The organism is Achromobacter ruhlandii, assembly GCF_902859695.1.
GTDB lineage: Bacteria > Pseudomonadota > Gammaproteobacteria > Burkholderiales > Burkholderiaceae_B > Achromobacter > Achromobacter ruhlandii.
Map to the genome: position 1 here is coordinate 252866 of NZ_CADIJL010000002.1, position 15626 is coordinate 268491.

The 15626-nt window shown below is 69.1% G+C and carries 13 protein-coding genes; 5 read left to right on the forward strand and 8 right to left on the reverse strand.

The window, feature by feature from the left end; genetic code table 11:
* Positions 1–17 precede the first annotated feature (17 nt).
* Positions 18–1751 (reverse strand): ShlB/FhaC/HecB family hemolysin secretion/activation protein, encoded by a 1734-nt coding sequence (locus HV742_RS03380; protein WP_232732868.1) that lies wholly within the window; start codon positions 1749–1751, stop codon positions 18–20.
* A 372-nt stretch (positions 1752–2123) separates the two neighbouring features.
* Here HV742_RS03380 and HV742_RS03385 point away from each other — a divergent pair, with 372 nt between their 5' ends.
* The gene (locus tag HV742_RS03385; RefSeq protein WP_054415746.1) at positions 2124–2945 is read left to right on the forward strand and encodes a response regulator transcription factor; all 822 of its coding nucleotides are present in this window, start codon (positions 2124–2126) and stop codon (positions 2943–2945) included.
* Positions 2938–5622 carry a hybrid sensor histidine kinase/response regulator gene (locus HV742_RS03390; protein WP_175144461.1) on the forward strand — a complete coding sequence of 895 codons (2685 nt, stop codon included), beginning with the start codon at positions 2938–2940 and terminating at the stop codon, positions 5620–5622. Before HV742_RS03385 ends, HV742_RS03390 begins: the two co-directional genes overlap by 8 nt.
* A 14-nt stretch (positions 5623–5636) precedes the next feature.
* Here HV742_RS03390 and HV742_RS03395 read toward each other — a convergent pair whose 3' ends face one another.
* Entirely contained in the window at positions 5637–6305 is a 669-nt protein-coding gene (locus HV742_RS03395; RefSeq protein ID WP_175144462.1) for an O-methyltransferase, read from the reverse strand.
* A gap of 166 nt (positions 6306–6471) precedes the next feature.
* Here HV742_RS03395 and HV742_RS03400 point away from each other — a divergent pair, with 166 nt between their 5' ends.
* Entirely contained in the window at positions 6472–7134 is a 663-nt protein-coding gene (locus HV742_RS03400) for a TetR/AcrR family transcriptional regulator (protein ID WP_175144463.1), read from the forward strand.
* A 61-nt stretch (positions 7135–7195) separates the two neighbouring features.
* Here the strand turns inward: HV742_RS03400 and HV742_RS03405 are convergent, their stop codons facing one another.
* The 5 genes from HV742_RS03405 to HV742_RS03425 all read right to left on the reverse strand — a co-directional run bounded on the left by HV742_RS03405 (position 7196) and on the right by HV742_RS03425 (position 13578).
* The gene (locus tag HV742_RS03405) at positions 7196–8194 is read right to left on the reverse strand and encodes an Lnb N-terminal periplasmic domain-containing protein (protein WP_175144464.1); all 999 of its coding nucleotides are present in this window, start codon (positions 8192–8194) and stop codon (positions 7196–7198) included.
* Positions 8191–9570: an HdeD family acid-resistance protein gene (locus HV742_RS03410; RefSeq protein WP_175144465.1), complete on the reverse strand. Its 1380-nt coding sequence runs from the start codon at positions 9568–9570 to the stop codon at positions 8191–8193. The genes HV742_RS03405 and HV742_RS03410 overlap by 4 nt, the downstream gene beginning before the upstream one ends.
* 135 nt (positions 9571–9705) lie before the next feature.
* Complete coding sequence (locus HV742_RS03415; protein ID WP_175144571.1) at positions 9706–11157, reverse strand: NCS1 family nucleobase:cation symporter-1; 1452 nt, start codon at positions 11155–11157, stop codon at positions 9706–9708.
* A gap of 249 nt (positions 11158–11406) precedes the next feature.
* A complete protein-coding gene (locus tag HV742_RS03420; RefSeq protein ID WP_175144466.1) occupies positions 11407–12201 on the reverse strand; it encodes an alpha/beta fold hydrolase in 795 nt (264 codons plus the stop codon).
* A 75-nt stretch (positions 12202–12276) separates the two neighbouring features.
* Positions 12277–13578 carry a UDP-N-acetylglucosamine 1-carboxyvinyltransferase gene (locus tag HV742_RS03425; protein ID WP_049073282.1) on the reverse strand — a complete coding sequence of 434 codons (1302 nt, stop codon included), beginning with the start codon at positions 13576–13578 and terminating at the stop codon, positions 12277–12279.
* Between the two features lie 233 nt (positions 13579–13811).
* Here HV742_RS03425 and HV742_RS03430 point away from each other — a divergent pair, with 233 nt between their 5' ends.
* Entirely contained in the window at positions 13812–14243 is a 432-nt protein-coding gene (locus HV742_RS03430) for a DUF1801 domain-containing protein (protein WP_175144467.1), read from the forward strand.
* 16 nt (positions 14244–14259) lie between these two features.
* Here the strand turns inward: HV742_RS03430 and HV742_RS03435 are convergent, their stop codons facing one another.
* A complete protein-coding gene (locus tag HV742_RS03435) occupies positions 14260–14742 on the reverse strand; it encodes a hypothetical protein (protein ID WP_175144468.1) in 483 nt (160 codons plus the stop codon).
* A gap of 61 nt (positions 14743–14803) precedes the next feature.
* Here HV742_RS03435 and HV742_RS03440 point away from each other — a divergent pair, with 61 nt between their 5' ends.
* Positions 14804–15601 (forward strand): hypothetical protein, encoded by a 798-nt coding sequence (locus HV742_RS03440; RefSeq protein ID WP_175144469.1) that lies wholly within the window; start codon positions 14804–14806, stop codon positions 15599–15601.
* Positions 15602–15626 lie beyond the last annotated feature (25 nt).

The following is a 15626-nucleotide window of genomic DNA, read 5'->3' on the forward strand; positions in this document are numbered from 1 at the left end:
CGCTTTTCTGTCGCGGATTAGTACTGGGCCGAGAGGCTGAAGAACACGCGGGGATCTTTGTTGCCCTGGGTCAGCACATCGGAGCTCATGGGCTTGGCCACTTCGATCGTGGCGTACAGGTTCTTGGTCAGGTTGGCGCGCATGCCGGCGCCGTACGAGGACAGCTTGGCGCGCGTGAGCGGCGCGCTTTCGCTGCGCGACCAGATGCGGCCGCCGTCCACGAACGTGTAGACGTGCGCGCCGCTGGGCAGGAAGCGGTCGGAGGACACGGCGTAGCGCAGTTCCAGCGAGGCCGCCATGCCGGAGTCGGCCGACATTTCGCCGTCGTCATAGCCGCGGCCGAAGTTGGGGCCGCCCAGCGCGAATTCCTCGCTGGCCAGCAACGGGTTGGCGCTGTACTGGCCGGCGAAGGTGGCCACCAGGCTGAAGCGGTCGGACAACTGCTGCAGGCGGGTCAGTTCGGCGGTGAACTTCAGGAAATCCGGACGGCCCTTGGCGCGCGAGGCCAGTTCGTTGCCTTCCTTGGAGGCGCCCATGGCGTCCAGGCCCTGGTGCACGGTGCCGCGCACGGCCGTGATGCCGTTCCAGCTGTCGGTGCGGTCGTAGCTCAGGCCGGCGCGCAGCACGCGCAGGCGGTCGCGCGTGAAGGGGATGCCGGTGATGTCGGTGGTGACGTTGCGCACGTCCAGCATGCCGAAGGCGCGCAGGTTCTGCAGGCGCGAGCGGATCAGCGGATAGGTGGCGGTGGCCGAATAGGCCTGCACGTCGCTGGCCACGTTCAGCGGCGCCAGGTCGCGGCCCGGTTCGCTCTTGGCGTAGCTGGCGGCGATGTCGAGCGTCATGCCGCTGTCGGTGACCAGCATGTCGTAGTTGGCGCCCACGGCCTTGCTGCGGTAGGCCGGAAAGCCCACGCGGCCGGTCAGGGTCAGGCTGTCGGCGCGCGCGCCGAACGAGTTCAGCGTGACCTGGCCGGTCATTTCGCTCCAGCCCAGGTAGGGCGAGGCGCGGTTGTCGATGCCCAGGCGCGCGTCCACCGCCTTGCGCTCGCTGTGCACCACCAGCACCGAGCCGCCCACGTCCTTGGGCGAGGCTTCCAGCGAGGCGCGCACGGTCATGCCGTTCAGGTCGTTGGCCAGCAGCAGCTGGCGCTCGACTTCCGCCACGTTGATCGGACGCACGCCGCGCAGGCGCTGCACCAGCTTTTCGATCGCCGCCTGCGCCGGGCCGATGTCGCCGTCGTACTTGACGTCGGCGATGTAGCCCTCGACCACCACGATGCGGAAATGGCCGTCATCGATGGTCTGCGCCGGCACGATCACGCGCGTGGTGACGTAGCCGTCGTTGCGGTAGCGCAGCTCGATGTCATTGGCGACCTTGAACGCGTCCGCCACCGTGATGGTCTTGCCGATCAGGTCCTGGTAGAGCGGACGCACGGTATCGGCGGGGTAGCGGGTGATGCCTTCGATGCGCATGTCGGTCAGCGTGAAGGTCAGCTTGTCCGCGCCGGCGGGCGCCTCGGTGGCGCCGCCTTGCTGCACCGTCACCGGCGGCGCGGTGGGGGTGCTTTCCGGCATCACCGGCTGGGGCAACTGGCGGCCCGGCTCGGCGCCCGAGGGCAGTTGGATGGGCACGTTCTGCGCGGCCACCGGTCCGGCGGCTAGCGCCAGCAGCACGGCGGCAAGGCCGGCGCGCAGGGAAGAGGGGGGCTGGCAATGGACGGCGGGACGGCGGGGTTCGGATAGGCGGCGCATGGGTGCTCGGGCAGCAATCGTTACATTCGGATTTAAATGATATTTTTTGATATATTTCTTAGACTTCTATAAACAATCTTTCTAAAGTTCTTTACAAGTACGGTGCAGTGCGGGATTCTTGCCGGCGCCATTCGGCCGGCCCGGTTGGGGTTTTCCCCCGGAGAAGGGCGTGCTCTACAGCGGCCCGGGGACGAAAGCAATCGCCATTACGGACGAGTAGCTTCGTGTAACAAACACTATCATGTGTGAATAATGATTGCGCCTGCGAGGTTTGCCGGAATGCACGGCACGTTTGCCACAAGGAAAAATATTCACAAAACCGGCATGGTTTTGTCGCTTGGCACCAACGCGTCCGCCGGCCGGCATGAAAGAATGCGCGGCATGAATGACGCCTCCTATCCGCTTATCCCGGGCCAGCTTGCCGGCCTGCGCGTGCTGGTCGTCGAGGATCGCCCCGAGGACCGCATGCTGCTGGTGGATTTCCTGACCAGCCAGGACTGCCGGGTGTACGTGGCCGAGGACGGCAACGACGGCTATCGCAAGGCGCAGCTGGTGCAGCCGGACATCATCCTGATGGACGTGAACATGCCGGGCTGCGACGGCCTCGCGGCCTGTCGGCTGCTGAAGGCCGACCAGGCCACGCGCGCCATCCCCGTCATCTTCCTGACCGCCGCGTCGCTGCCCATGGAACGGGTGGCGGGCCTGTCGGCGGGCGCCGTCGACTACGTCGCCAAGCCGTTCGATTTCGAGGAAGTGCGCCTGCGCCTGCTGATACATCTGCGGGTGGCGCCCGCGCCAGCCGCGGCGCCACCCGCCAGGGCGCCCGAGGAAGGGACGTCGTCCGCCGCCACCGGCACGTCGCTCGACGGCGTGCTGTTTCGCGCCGCGCGCAAGCTGCTGCGCGAACGGCTGGACCACACGCCCGAGCTGGTGGCCCTGGCCCAGGCGCTGGGCACCAACGCCCGTCGGTTGAACCAGGCGTTCCGCCGCTGCGCCGGCACCACCGTGTTCGAGTTCCTGCGCGAAGAGCGCATGCGCGAGGCGCGCCGCCTGCTGTGCGAGACCGGCCTGGACATCCAGGCCATTTCGCAGGCGGTGGGCTATGGCAACCGCGGCAATTTTTCCACCGCTTTCCGCGAGCGTTTCGGCATGGCGCCCACCGCCTTGCGCCAGGAGCAGGATCCCCATGCCTGATCGTCGCCTGGGCTGGCTGGCCTGGTTGCTGTGGCTGGCCCTGTCCTGCCTGAGCCTGCCCGCGCGCGGGCAGGATGCGCAACCCGTCATCGACCTGAGCACGATGGGCGGCACGCTGCCGCTGGTCGGCGAGCTGCGGGGCATCGAGGACAAGGCCGCCGACCAGCAAGCCAGCCAGGTCCTGGACGGCGCCTGGCAGCCGGTGACCGCCCGCTGGCTCAACCGGGGGTATTCCGCCTCGGCGTTCTGGCTCAGGCTGGAGGTCAGCAATACCTCCGACCGCGCCCAGGAGCGCTGGCTCTCGTTCGGCGTGCCCCGGCTGGAGGACGTGCGCTTCTATCTGTTCGCGCCGGGGCAGCGGCAGCCGTCGGGCATCCTGCTGGCGGGCAACCGCGAGCCCCTGGCGCGGCGCGAGGTGCCGGCCACGGTGTCCGTGGTGCCGCTGCGGCTCGAACCGGGCCAGCGCATGACGGTGCTGGTGCGGGTGCAGAGCCGTTCGGCCATCAGCATGGAGCCCACCCTGCGCACGCCCGCGGCCTTCGTCGGCGTGACCCAGCGCAACACCATGGTGGTGGCGCTGCTGATCGGCGCGCTCATGATGGTGGGCCTGTATGCCGGGGTGCTGGGCGCGGCCCAGCGCGATCCGGTCTACCTGCTGCTGTCCTGCGCCATCTTCGTCGAAATCCTCTACAGCCTGTCGTTCCAGGGGCTGCTGTATCGGTATGTATTGACCGGCGGCGGCGAACTGGTGCTGCGCGCGCCCAGCGTCCTGGCGACGTTGGCGGCGTCGCTGTTCGGGCTGATGGCGATGCTGTTCGCCGACCTGCATCGGGTGCGCATCTGGCGCCGTGTCTATCTGGCGCTGATCGCCGCGGGCGTGGCCGGCGCGGTCTGGGCCGCGCTGGGCGACTACCGCGAAGCGGCGCAGGCGCTGATCGGGCTGATCTTCCTGTGGGCGCTGGTATGGCTGGTGTCCATGGCGGACGGCTGGCGCCGCGGCCATGCCAATGCGCGCATCTTCCTGCTGTCGTTTGCGATCTATTGTTCCTGCCTGTTCCTGCGGGTGGCCTATATCCAGGGCCTGCTGCCGGGCCGCTGGATCGGCGGGCCGGAAGTCGCCTGGGATCTGCTGTCGGTGTCGCTGATGCTGGCCGTGCTGCTGCATGGCCGTTCGCGCCAGCATCGCCAGGAACGGCTGGCGGCCCAGCGCGAACTGGCGCAGGCGCGCGAACGCGAACACCAGCGGCTGGATCAGGCCGTCACCGAGCGCACCCAGGCGCTGCAGGCGGCATTGATCCTGGCCGACGAGGCCGGCCGCGTGCGCCAGGACTTCCTGGCGCGCATCAGCCACGACCTGCGCACGCCGCTGACCTCGATCATCGGCTTCGCCGACCTGATCCAGGCCGGCGGCCGCGACGACGCGCCGCGCGGCGCCGTCATCCGCCGCAGCGCCGACCACATGCTGGGCATGGTGAACGACCTGATCGATTATGCCGCCGGCGCGGGCGGCCAGGCCCTGCGCCTGGCGCCCGAATACGTGCACGCCCTGCTCGACGCGGTGGCCAAGGAAGCGGCGCCGATCGCGGCGCGGCAGGACAACCGCTTCGACCTGCGGCTGTCGGACACGCTGCCCGCCGTGCTGGAGATGGATGGTAAGCGCGTGCGGCAGGTGCTGTCCAATCTGGTCGACAACGCGGCCAAGTTCACGCGCGGCGGCGTGCTCACGCTGACGGCGGACTACACCGCCCCGGGCGCGGGCGAAGCCACGGGCTGGTTGACGCTGTCGGTGCGCGATACGGGATGCGGCATCGCGCCCGCCGACCGGCAGCACATCTTCGAGCCGTTCCAGCGGCTGGGCGCGGCCGAGAGCCAGCCCGGCGTCGGGCTAGGCCTGGCCATCGTCCAGCAATGGGTGCAGCGCATGAACGGCCGCATCCACGTCGACAGCGAAGTGGGCCAGGGCACCACCATCAGCGTGTCGCTGCCGCTCAGGCAGGTGGACGAATCGCGCGTCTCGCACCACTACATCGCTGCCGCGGCGCATGTGCTGCCCCAGCTGGACGGATCCGGGCGGCGCATCTGGCTGGCCGAGGACACGCCGGAAATCCGCGAGTTCCTGGTCGAGGAACTGGCCAGCCTGGGCTTCCAGGTGGAAAGCGAGGCCAACGGCCGCGGCATGGTGGCGCGCATCCAGGCCGACGACGCGCGCCGGCCCGACCTGATCCTGACCGATCACCGCATGGAAGGCGCCGACGGCTCGGCCGTGCTGCGCGCGGCCCGCGCGCGCTGGCCGGACCTGCCGGTGGTGGCGGTATCTGCCACGCCGCAGGAGACCGCGGCCCTGGACGGCGTCGGCTATGACGCCAGCCTGCTCAAGCCCATCAATCTGGTTGAGCTGCGCCACTTGCTGGGCCGGCTGCTGCATCTGCCGATGCCTTCGACGGCCGGCGAGCCGGCCCCGGCGCCGTCGCCGATGCCGCGCCTGTCGCGCGCCGAACTGGAACAGGTGCAGCGCCTGCTGGACATCGGCGGCATCTCGGACCTGATGGATTGGGCCCGCGCCGTGCAGGCGCGCGATCCGGCCTTTGCGGATTTCAGCCAGCAGGTGCAGCGCCTGGCGCGGCTGGGCGATCTCGCGGCCATCGGCAAACTGTGCGAGCGCATGCCGGTGGCGTGAGCCGGCGCCGCGTCCTACCCCAGCCGCATCGACAGTTCCACGTCGCCGCCGAAGGGCGTCGACAGGTAGCCCGACGCTGGCGAACGCACCCGCGCCAGGTATTCCGGGCAATGATCGGCGTTGTCCGCCACGATCAGCGCCCCGGGCCGCAGACGGTCTTCCAGCAGGGCCAGGACGTCCGGATAAAGCGCCTTGGCGCCATCGAGCAGGACCAGGTCGATGCGGTCGGGCAGCCCGGTGGCGAGCGTTTGCAGCGCGTCGCCCTGGCGCAGTTCCACCAGGTCTGCCAGGCCGGCCTCGGCCAGGTTCTGGCCGGCCCTGGCCACCTTGGAAGGCTCGAATTCGGTGGTGATCAGCCGGCCGCCGCCGTTGTCGCGCAGCGCCGCCGCCAGGTGCAGGGTCGAGATGCCGAACGAGGTGCCGAACTCGATGATGGACCGCGCCTGCGTGCTGCGCGCCAGCATGTACAGCAGCGTGCCGGTCTCGGGCGATACGGCCAGCGGCAGGTCCTTCATGCGGCCGTAGAACTCGCGGTATTCGGTCTTGCTGCGCATCAGCCGCGCCTGTTCGGCGTCGGACATGTTGGCCAGGGCGGGGGCGGCACTGGCCCAGGAGGCCTCGGCCTGCGTGAACAGCCGGTCGAGCAGCGGGGCCAGGGGAGCGGAAGTCAGGGTGTTGGTCATGGCGATGCGTTTCCAGTCGGGGGGGCAAGGCGGCCGGGGCGATGCCGCGGCCTGTGGGATGAACGCCGTCCAACGGCGCGAAAGCGTCGGCGTTGAAGGGGCGAGGGCACCGGTTTAGAATACGACGAATTCGTCGCATTTCCCTATTCGCATTTCGCGCGCCGCCATGACCACACGCCGCAGCACCCGGCTTTCCGAGAGAAAACAGCCGCAGCAGGCCCGTTCGGCCGAGCTGGTCGCGGCCATCCTGCAGGCGGGGGCTCAGGTTTTGGCCAAGGAGGGGGCCACGCGCTTCACCACTGCCCGCGTGGCCGAGAAGGCCGGCGTCAGCATCGGTTCGCTCTATCAATACTTCCCCAACAAGGCCGCCATCCTGTACCGGCTGCAGACGCAGGAATGGCAGCAGACTTCCGACCTGTTGCGACGCCTGCTAGAAGACACCCGCCACGCGCCGCCACGGCGGCTGCGCAACCTGGTGCATGCCTTCGTGCGCTCGGAATGCGAAGAAGCCGTGATGCGCGTGGCCCTGAACGACGCCGCGCCGCTCTACCGCGACGCGCCCGAGGCGCGCGCCACCAAGGAAGAGGGCGGCCGCATCGTGCTCGCCTTTCTCGGCGAGGCCTTGCCTCAGGCCAGCGACGCCACCCGCGCGCTGGCCGGCGATCTCATCACCCACACGCTCAGCGCCGTCGGCAAGCAGTTCTCCGAAAGCCCGCGCACCGAGGCCGAGATCGAGACCTACGCGGATGCGTTGGCCGATATGCTGTGCGCGTATCTCGACAGCCTGGCAGGAGACAGTCGACAGCCGCGCCGGCGTGCCGCCAAGTAATCTGCAAGGGGGAGGCTGTCTATCGCGCCATTGCGTACAACTGCCAGGGGGGCGGACGCCATTACTGTTCCACCGCCGACGATTGCGCGACGCCCGGCACGCCGCGCCGGATGTTGCGCGAATACCGCGCCGCGTCCTGCGTGGCGCGGGCCCGTTCGGTGTAGCGGCCGGCGTCGCGGTAGGCCTGCAAGCTGTCCGCGCCCGCCAGGGCGCCGAGCCGGTACAGGTATTCCGGCAGATACCCGGACAGCAGCAGGCGGTAATCCAGCGGCAGTCCCGGCACGATCTTGTCGGCCAGCCGGTACACGATGGTGATGCAGTTGGCCGTCAGCGTGTTGTAGAAGCGCGGCTGGCGCCGCAGGCGCGTGGCCGTGTCCACGTACGACAGCAGCAGTTTGCGCGGCGCGCCCGCCGGCATGTGTACGCGGTAAAGGTAGCCGTCCTCGCCGCGCACGTTGGTGCGCACGCGCAGGCTGTCTTCCTCGGCCGAGGCCAGCACCGACAATTCGTACTGGCGAAAGAATCCGCCGATCTCCGAGAATGTGTCATTGCGCTTGCGCCGGATTTCCACCGAGAACACCACGTATTGGCCATCGGTGAACCCGAACGACACCAGCGCATGCGCGATCGCCGGCCGGCCCCAATACGACAGCGCCAGGTCCACCGAGGCCAGCTTCGACAGATCGTAGCGGCGGGTTTCCCAGCGCGCGTCGAAGTCGGTGCGCGAACGCCAGTCGAAGTTGCGCACGTTATGCAGCGTCAGGCGGTCGCCGTCCACCTCGCCGTAGGTGGTGCGGGCCACTTCCGGCATCCAGTCGCGATCGTTGGATGGCCGCATGCCCCAGATCCACCAGGCCAGCAGAATCAGCAGCATTGCCGCGAACACCGCCGCGGGCAACCGATATCCCCAGGCCAATCCGGCCAGCGCGGCGGCGGCCAGTGCCAGCCAGGCCAGCGGCGCCAGCACACGCGCGCGGCCCCCGCCGGGCGACTGGAACCACAGCGCCAGCGCGCCCCACAGCGCGCCCGCGACCGCCACGGCTGCCAGCAGCCCCGTCATGACTGGGTCTGGGCGTTGCGGGCGACCGCCTCGCGATCCTGGCGGCGCCAGCCGGCGCGCAGCGCGGCGATCTGGCGCAGCGCCGCCTGCGACATCTTCCACCAGCCGAACGGGCGCGGGTCGGCCAGCATGCTGAGCGCGCGCGCATAGTCCAGCGTCAGGCCCGGAGTCCAGGCCATGGTCAGGGCGCGCTTGCGGATCTGCGCCGCCACCCATAGCTCGGGCGTGAACAGCAGGCGCCACATCACCCCCCAGCCGGCATCCGGGCCATGCAGGCGGCCGACCACGCCATCCAGCGCCGCCTCCAGCGCGGCCGAGACCGAGCTGGAACAGTTGCGGTGGGTCAGGTTGTAGATCTCGGTCTTGCGGTATTCGTCCCAGAAGGCCGCCAGCTTGGCCGCGTCGTAATTGCGGATGCGCACCTGCATGGTCGACGGGCACCAGGCCTGGGACTCGGTGGCGTAGTCGGGCTGGTACACGCCGGGCACGTTGTTGTCGGCGGTGGCGCGCAGCAGCGTGCCGAACTGTTCGGGCGAGTGGTCGATTTCCACCGCCGGGTACAGGCTGATGTAGATGCCCTCGGGCGATTCGAGCGCGGCATGGCCGGTGGACACGACGCCATTGATGTCCACGGCCGCGATGTAGCGGTCGACCACCGGGTAGTGGCGGGTTGCGGTCCTGGCCGAGCCCGACGGCGTCCATACATGCACGGTCAGGGCGCGCTCGCTGGCCTGGGGCGGGCCATCGAACACTTTCTGCGCCGGGCCGTCGGCGCGCGTCGGCATGAAGGCAGGGTCGGGATTGGCGGCCAGCGCCGGGTTGGCATCGAGGCTGCGCACGCGGCGCGCCAGCCACAGCAGCTTCACACCCGAAATCGCCAGGAACAGGCCGATGCAGTACGGCACCGTGCCGACGTAGTGGGTGGGGTAGGGCTGGAAGAAGAAGATTGCCAGCAGCACCTCGGCCACGCCCGAGGCGAACACCACACGCCAGCGCTGGTAGCGCACCACATAGGCGGCGATGCACTGGATCAGCCCGTCCACCAGGAACAGCAGCCCGAAGATCATCGACAGCACGAAATGGCCGTGGTGCTGGCCCGCCAGCACCAGCGTGCCGGCCGCCAGCACGAACACGCCCTTGGTGTAGCGCAGCACACGCTGGCCGCCGACCCCCGACTTGGCGATCGCCAGCGTGGCGATGCCTTCGACCACCAGCAGCGCGGCGAAGAAATTCAGCGGGAAATAGAGCGCGTTATCGAGCGCGTCGATGAAGACGAACGCGCCGGCGGCCAGCATCAGCCAACCGCCGATCATCAGGGCGCGGGCGCGCTTGTGCAGATAGTCGACACCGAGCAGCAGCAAAACCAGGTGGCTCATGGGGGCGCAGTCTCCATGCAAGGATGCGATGCCACGTAGGGCGGATATCGCATGCAGGGTACCGCGAGCGCGCCCCGGTCGTCGAGTCGCGGCTGCCCGCGCCGGCGCCTGGCGGCCGGCTCGGGCAAGGACGCATCAGGCCAGGGCCGGGACCGCGCGCGGGCGCAGCGTGGCCAGCACCCAATAGACGCCGCCGCCGATTCCCACGCCGAAGAACCAGCCGTAGGTGGCCCACCAGGCCGGCAGCAGGTCGGTGAAGTTGGGCAGGATGGTCGAGAACACGCTGCCGATGCCGGTGGCGATCAGCGCGTTGATGTTCCAGCCGCCCTGGTAGCGGTATTCGCCATGCTCGTCATACAGCGCCGCGACATTGATGCGGCCCTTGGCCACCAGGTAATAGTCCACCAGGATGATGCCGAGCAGCGGCCCCATGGTGGCGCCGATGGCATTGACGAAGTGCGCCGCGCCGCCTTCCCAGGGGGCGAACGGATACAGCACCAGCGCGATCAGCGCCGCGATGTAGCCGCCGCGCTTGAAGTCGATGCGCTTGGGGAACACGTTCGAAATATCGAACGCGGCCGACACGAAGTTCGCCACCACGTTGATGCCCAGCGTGGCCACCGCGAAGGTCAGCGCGGCTAGCAGCGCCAGCACCCAGCTGTCGAACTTGGTGGAGATCTGCTCGGGGTGCAGCAGCACTTCGCCATAGACCTTGTAGGCGGCGATGGTGGTGACGCCCGCCACCAGCGAGAACGCCACCAGGTTCACCGGCAGGCCCCACAGGTTGCCGCGCTTGACGGCCTGCCTGTCGCGGGCATAGCGCGAGAAATCGCAGAAGTTCAGGTACAGCGCCGCGAAGTAGGTGATCCAGGTGGCGCCCACCGCCATCAGCGCCCAGAAGCTGCCCGGCGCGCCGTTCACGCCCGCGTCGCGCGTCTTGTCGAGCAGCACGTCCATCGGAATGCCGTGGTCCAGGCTGAAGCCGCCGGCCTTCACGCACAGCCCCACGGCCAGCACCAGCATGGCGATCCACACCGCCGGGCCGGCCCAATCCTGGAAGCGGCGCACGGTCTCCATGCCTTTCTGGATGATGAGCAGTTGCAGCGCCCAGATGCCGACATAACAGATCAGCTCCAGCCCCGAATGCCCCAGCCATTGCGTGTTCTGGTGGAAGGCCAGCAGGCTGTCGTTGCGCACCAGCAGCGCCACGATGGCGCCCGAGGCCGCCGCCGTCTGCGCGCCGTACCAGAAACAGGCCACCACCGCGCGCACCAGCGCCGCCAGGTTGGCGCCCCAGATGCCGAACGAGGCGCGCGCCAGCACCGGATAAGGCACGCCGGTCCTTTCGCCGGCATAGCCCATCAGGTTCATGAGGAAGAAGATCACCAGCGAACTCAGGCCGATGGCGATCAGGAAGTTGACGAAGCTGCCGCACAGCAGGAACAGGCTGGCGGCCAGGTAGTAGCCCCACAGGCTGTGCACGTCCGAGGTCCAGACGTTGAAGATGCTGAAGGCGCCCCAGCGGCGCTCCCTGGTGGGGGCCAGGTCCTCGTTGTAGAGACCGGGCGACGGATTTCGGATATCGATGGCGAGCTCCCTGACCCACGTGTGGGCATGGCCGTAAAGGAAGCCGGGCCGACCAATACAGCAGCAACACTTGGACGGAGCCTGGCGCGTACTATGGTGTGCAAATAGTGTATACAACCTTTGCGCCAAATCGCCCCTGGGGTTTTCCCTTCCGGTGGGGCGCGGCGCGCGCGACGCGGGCGAAAGGCGCGGATGCCGGCCGGGGGCGGCGCCAGGGCGGGGCGTCGGGAGCGGCGAGGGCCGCAGGGATCAGCCCGGCAGCGCGCCCCGCAGCCACTGGCTGGTCAGGTCCAGCACGATGTGCGGTTGCTCGCGGTGCGGCACGTGGCCGCAGTTTTCCAGCAGCGCCTGCCGGCCGCCGGCCAGGCGCGCGATGATGCCGGGATGGGCGGTCGAGCCGTACTCGTCCTCTTCGCCATGCAGCGCCAGCACCGGGCATTGCACCCGGCGCAGCGCGTCATCGAGGTTCCACTGCGCGAAGGCCGGCGACAGCCAGGTGTCGACCCAGGCGCTCAGCACCCAGGCGGCTTTGTCGCCGTGATACTTCTTCAGTCGGTCCAACTGGCCCGGTTCGGCGAAGTTGCGTTGCGCCGCGCGGATGCCGTCAAGCGTGCGGTCCTCGGCGAAGGTCTGGGCCGACTCGGTGATCAGCGCCCGGCAATCGGCCGGATGGGCCGCCGCGCAGCAGATGCCCATGCCGCCGCCGACGCTGTGGCCGAAGGCGATGAAGGGGCCGATGTCGAGCGCCCGCCGCAGGTCCTGGAAGCCGCCGTCGGCCTCGGCCTCGACGAAGCCCGTGGCCAGCGTGGCGGGGTTGGGATCGGAGCGGCCGAAGCCCAGCCGGTCATAGGCGATGACGGCGCGGCCGGTGGCCATGGCCAGGCGTTCGGGAAAGTCGCGCCACAGTTCGACGCAGCCCAGCGAATCATGCAGCAGCACGATCGGCGCCGCGTCCGCATCCCCTCCGGCGGGATCCCAGCGCCGCGCGAACAGGCGGCCTTGCGGGGTGGGCACATGGACATCCTGGCTGGCAATCGACGACATTTAGGGATCCTGGGAAGCAAAAAGGCGCCGTGGCGCCGTTTGGAGGAATCGCGGGATTATAGAAAACCGCCCGCGCTATTCCTCGGCCGCCCATTCGACCTGCACGCCCAGGCTGCGCAGGTTCTCGACGAAGCGCGGATGGGCGCGGCGGATCGGGGTGGCGTTGCGGATCTCGGAGCGCCCCTTGATGCTGCTGGCGATCATGAACAGCGCGATCGCCACGCGGATGATGTAGGGGCTTTCGACCACCGCCGGCGTCAGCGGATTGCCGCCGAAGGTGATGACGCGGTGCGGGTCCGACGAGAACACGTGCGCGCCGAACTTGGACAGCTCGCCGGTCCAGCCCAGCGCGCCGTCGTAGACCTTGTTCCAGAACATCGCGTTGCCCTCGGCGCACACGCCCAGCGCGATGAAGATGGGCAGCAGGTCCACCGGGAAATACGGCCAGGGCGCGGCCTCGACCTTGGTCAGCACGTTGCTGGTGAAGGGCGTCTGCACCTTCAGCGGGCCGTCGCGCAGCGCGCGCGACCAGCCGTTTTCATGCACGATCTTCACGCCGAACTTGGCGAAGGTGCGGTCGATCAGCGGGAAGTTCGACGGCGTGCTGTTGCGCACCACCACGTCGCCGCCGGTGATCGCGCCCAGCGCCAGGAAGGTGGTGATCTCGTGGAAGTCTTCCTCGAAGGTGAACTCGCCGCCGCGCAGGGTGGCGCCGCCGCGCACCGTCAGGCGCGAGGTGCCGATGCCGTCGATGTCGGCGCCCATCATCGTCATGAAGCGGCAGAACTCCTGCACGTGCGGCTCCGACGCGGCATTGGTCAGCGTCGATTCGCCGGCCGCGGCGGCCGCGCACAGCACGAAGTTCTCGGTGGTGGTGACCGAGGCGTAGTCGAGCCAGTGATGGGTCGGCTTGAGCGGGCCGGCGCTGCGCACCAGCAGCGAGCCGCTGGCGCGTTCGACCTCGCCGCCGAACGAGCGGAAGATGTCCACGTGCGGATCGATCTCGCGCACGCCCAGCGTGCAGCCCTTGACGTTGTCTTCCAGCCGCGCCACGCCAAAGCGCGCCAGCAGCGGCGACACCAGCATGATGGACGAACGCATCTCTTCGGGCAGGCGGTGGCGGGCGGCGTCGAAGGTGGTGTCGCGGTGGTGCAGGTCCAGCGTGCGGGTGGCTTCGTCCAGCCGCACCTCGCTGCCCAGGGTGCGGAAGATGTCGAGGATCTTGCGCACGTCGGTGATGTCGGGCACGCCATGCAGCCGCAGCGGCTGGTCGGTCAGCAGCGTGGCGCACAGGATCGGCAGCACCGCGTTCTTGTTGGCCGACGGGATGACGCGGCCGCGCAGGGGCGTGCCGCCGTGGACGATGAGATTGGACATGGGCGAGGAGCTTGGACGACAGGTGGGACGGCTAGGGGAAAACGCGGGGGAAATTGTACCGGCATGGCCCGGTGGGCGTTGGCCGTGCCCAGGGGAAATGGTGTCAGACTGCAAACCCGGTGACCGGACGTCGCGGGGGGAGGGCTTGGCGCGCCGCCGCATGGACGCATGCCGGCGGCTTGGGTATAAAGATCGCCAGGCGCCGCGCCCGGCGCCGCCCACAGGGAATCGCCATGCCCAGCGCCAAGTCCGCCACGAACGCGCAAGCCCCGTCACGGTTGATCGATGCCCGCATCCGCGAGCTGCGCGACTGGCGCGGCCCGTTGCTGGCGCGGGTGCGCGAGGTGATCCTGGCGGCCGATCCCGGCGTGGTGGAGGAGTGGAAGTGGCAGGTGCCGGTGTGGTCGCTGGGCGGCATCCTGTGTACCGGCGAGACCTACCAGCGCGCGGTCAAGCTGACTTTTCCCAAGGGCGCGGCGCTGCCCGACCCCGCCGGCCTGTTCAACGCCAGTCTGCAGGGCAACGCCCGCCGCGCCATCGACATCCGCGAGGGCGAGGTCATCGACGCGCAGGCGCTGACGGCGTTGATTCGCGCCGCCGCGGCGCTCAATGCCGCCGGCGGCAAGGCGCCCGCCGCCGCCCGCAAACACGCCAAGCCGGCCTGAGCGGCGCCTCCCGTCTTCAGGCCGAGGGGCCGCGGTTCGCCGGGGCGCGGAACCTGCGCAGCATGACCGCGCCGCCTATCGTCAGCGCCAGGCCGCCGCCCAGATAGGGCAGGCCGAAGATCAACAACCAGAAGAAGAGCGCCGTCTTGGCGTCGCGCGCCTCGGCCGAGCCGGCGGCATGCCCGCCCAGGTCCATTCCCGGCAGGGCGGCCAGCAGGGTCAGCATCAGCGTCACGCCCAGCACCAGGCAGCCCCACGCAATGCGGCGCCGGTTGTCGGCCACGCGCAGCAGCGCCGCCGCCGCCGCCACCGCCACCACGAGGCAGAGCACGCTGGCCGTGATCAGCATGCGGTCCAGCGCCACCGGATCGAGCGGCGCGCCGGGCTGGTCCAGCCCGAAGGCCATCTGCAGCAGTGAGTTGATGACGCCGTAGGCGGCGCGGCCGATGACCAGGCCGAAGCCGACGCTGGACAGCCACTTGATTACGGTCGGGTTCATTCCAGATATCCTTGCTGTTGCCTGAACGTCAGAGAATACGCTATTACGAGGTTCGCCCCGGATGTCCGAACATCATCAGTTCATCTTTCCCCGTTACCCCCATCTGCCGCCGCCCGACTGGCCGGCGCTGCAGGCGCGCCTGCTGGCCGAGGGCTATCTGCTGGAGCCGCGCGGCGACCGTGTGCCGCGCGAGGCGCTGGACACCCTCAGCCACGGGCTGGCCCGGCTGAAGGAAGGCTCGTTCCAGTACCGCGACGGCCTGCGCACCCCCGGCGACGTGATCGCGCTCTACCAGTCCGCCGGCCATCTGCCGTCCGACATCCCGGTGCGCCACGGCGACACCCTGGAAGAAACGCTGGCATTGCTGGCGGCGCACGGCGTGGCGCCCGATGCCGCGTTCGACGATGAGCGCAGCAGCTGGCGCGGCCCGTACTTCTGCCTGGGGCCGGCGGCCCGCGCGCTGCTCAACCCCGCGCAGCGCGCGCATTACGACGCCGACCCGGCCGGGTTCAGCGTGGTGATGCTGGCCTACGAGGGCCCCGAGCCGTATGTCGGCGTGGGCGAGAACCTGGAAGTGCCGAGCCTGCCGGGCTCGGATGAACCGCTGGAGGCATTGCCGCCGTTCGGCTCGCACGTCGATTTCATCGGCGTGGCGTACGAGGATCCGGCGGTGCGTTGGCGCAACCCGGCGGACGGGCGCGAATATCATCTGTTCGACCTGGACTGGCATTACAGCCTGGCGTTGGGGTTCCGCATGATCCGCGCCAACTGCCTCGAAGAAGGCAGCGCCGAGGCGCTGGCGCGGGCGATCGGGCAGATGGTCGACCAGCCGATGGCGTGCAGCCACCGGCATCTGTGAAACGTGGACGTTGAGCCCGATGTGG

Bases quoted from the DNA above. Each gene is read 5' to 3' on its own strand.
- HV742_RS03380 (WP_232732868.1), bottom strand. From the start codon at position 1,751: ATGCGCCGCCTATCCGAACCCCGCCGTCCCGCCGTCCATTGCCAGCCC.
- HV742_RS03385 (WP_054415746.1), top strand. From the start codon at position 2,124: ATGCGCGGCATGAATGACGCCTCCTATCCGCTTATCCCGGGCCAGCTT.
- HV742_RS03390 (WP_175144461.1), top strand. From the start codon at position 2,938: ATGCCTGATCGTCGCCTGGGCTGGCTGGCCTGGTTGCTGTGGCTGGCC.
- HV742_RS03395 (WP_175144462.1), bottom strand. From the start codon at position 6,305: ATGACCAACACCCTGACTTCCGCTCCCCTGGCCCCGCTGCTCGACCGG.
- HV742_RS03400 (WP_175144463.1), top strand. From the start codon at position 6,472: ATGACCACACGCCGCAGCACCCGGCTTTCCGAGAGAAAACAGCCGCAG.
- HV742_RS03405 (WP_175144464.1), bottom strand. From the start codon at position 8,194: ATGACGGGGCTGCTGGCAGCCGTGGCGGTCGCGGGCGCGCTGTGGGGC.
- HV742_RS03410 (WP_175144465.1), bottom strand. From the start codon at position 9,570: ATGAGCCACCTGGTTTTGCTGCTGCTCGGTGTCGACTATCTGCACAAG.
- HV742_RS03420 (WP_175144466.1), bottom strand. From the start codon at position 12,201: ATGTCGTCGATTGCCAGCCAGGATGTCCATGTGCCCACCCCGCAAGGC.
- HV742_RS03425 (WP_049073282.1), bottom strand. From the start codon at position 13,578: ATGTCCAATCTCATCGTCCACGGCGGCACGCCCCTGCGCGGCCGCGTC.
- HV742_RS03430 (WP_175144467.1), top strand. From the start codon at position 13,812: ATGCCCAGCGCCAAGTCCGCCACGAACGCGCAAGCCCCGTCACGGTTG.
- HV742_RS03435 (WP_175144468.1), bottom strand. From the start codon at position 14,742: ATGAACCCGACCGTAATCAAGTGGCTGTCCAGCGTCGGCTTCGGCCTG.
- HV742_RS03440 (WP_175144469.1), top strand. From the start codon at position 14,804: ATGTCCGAACATCATCAGTTCATCTTTCCCCGTTACCCCCATCTGCCG.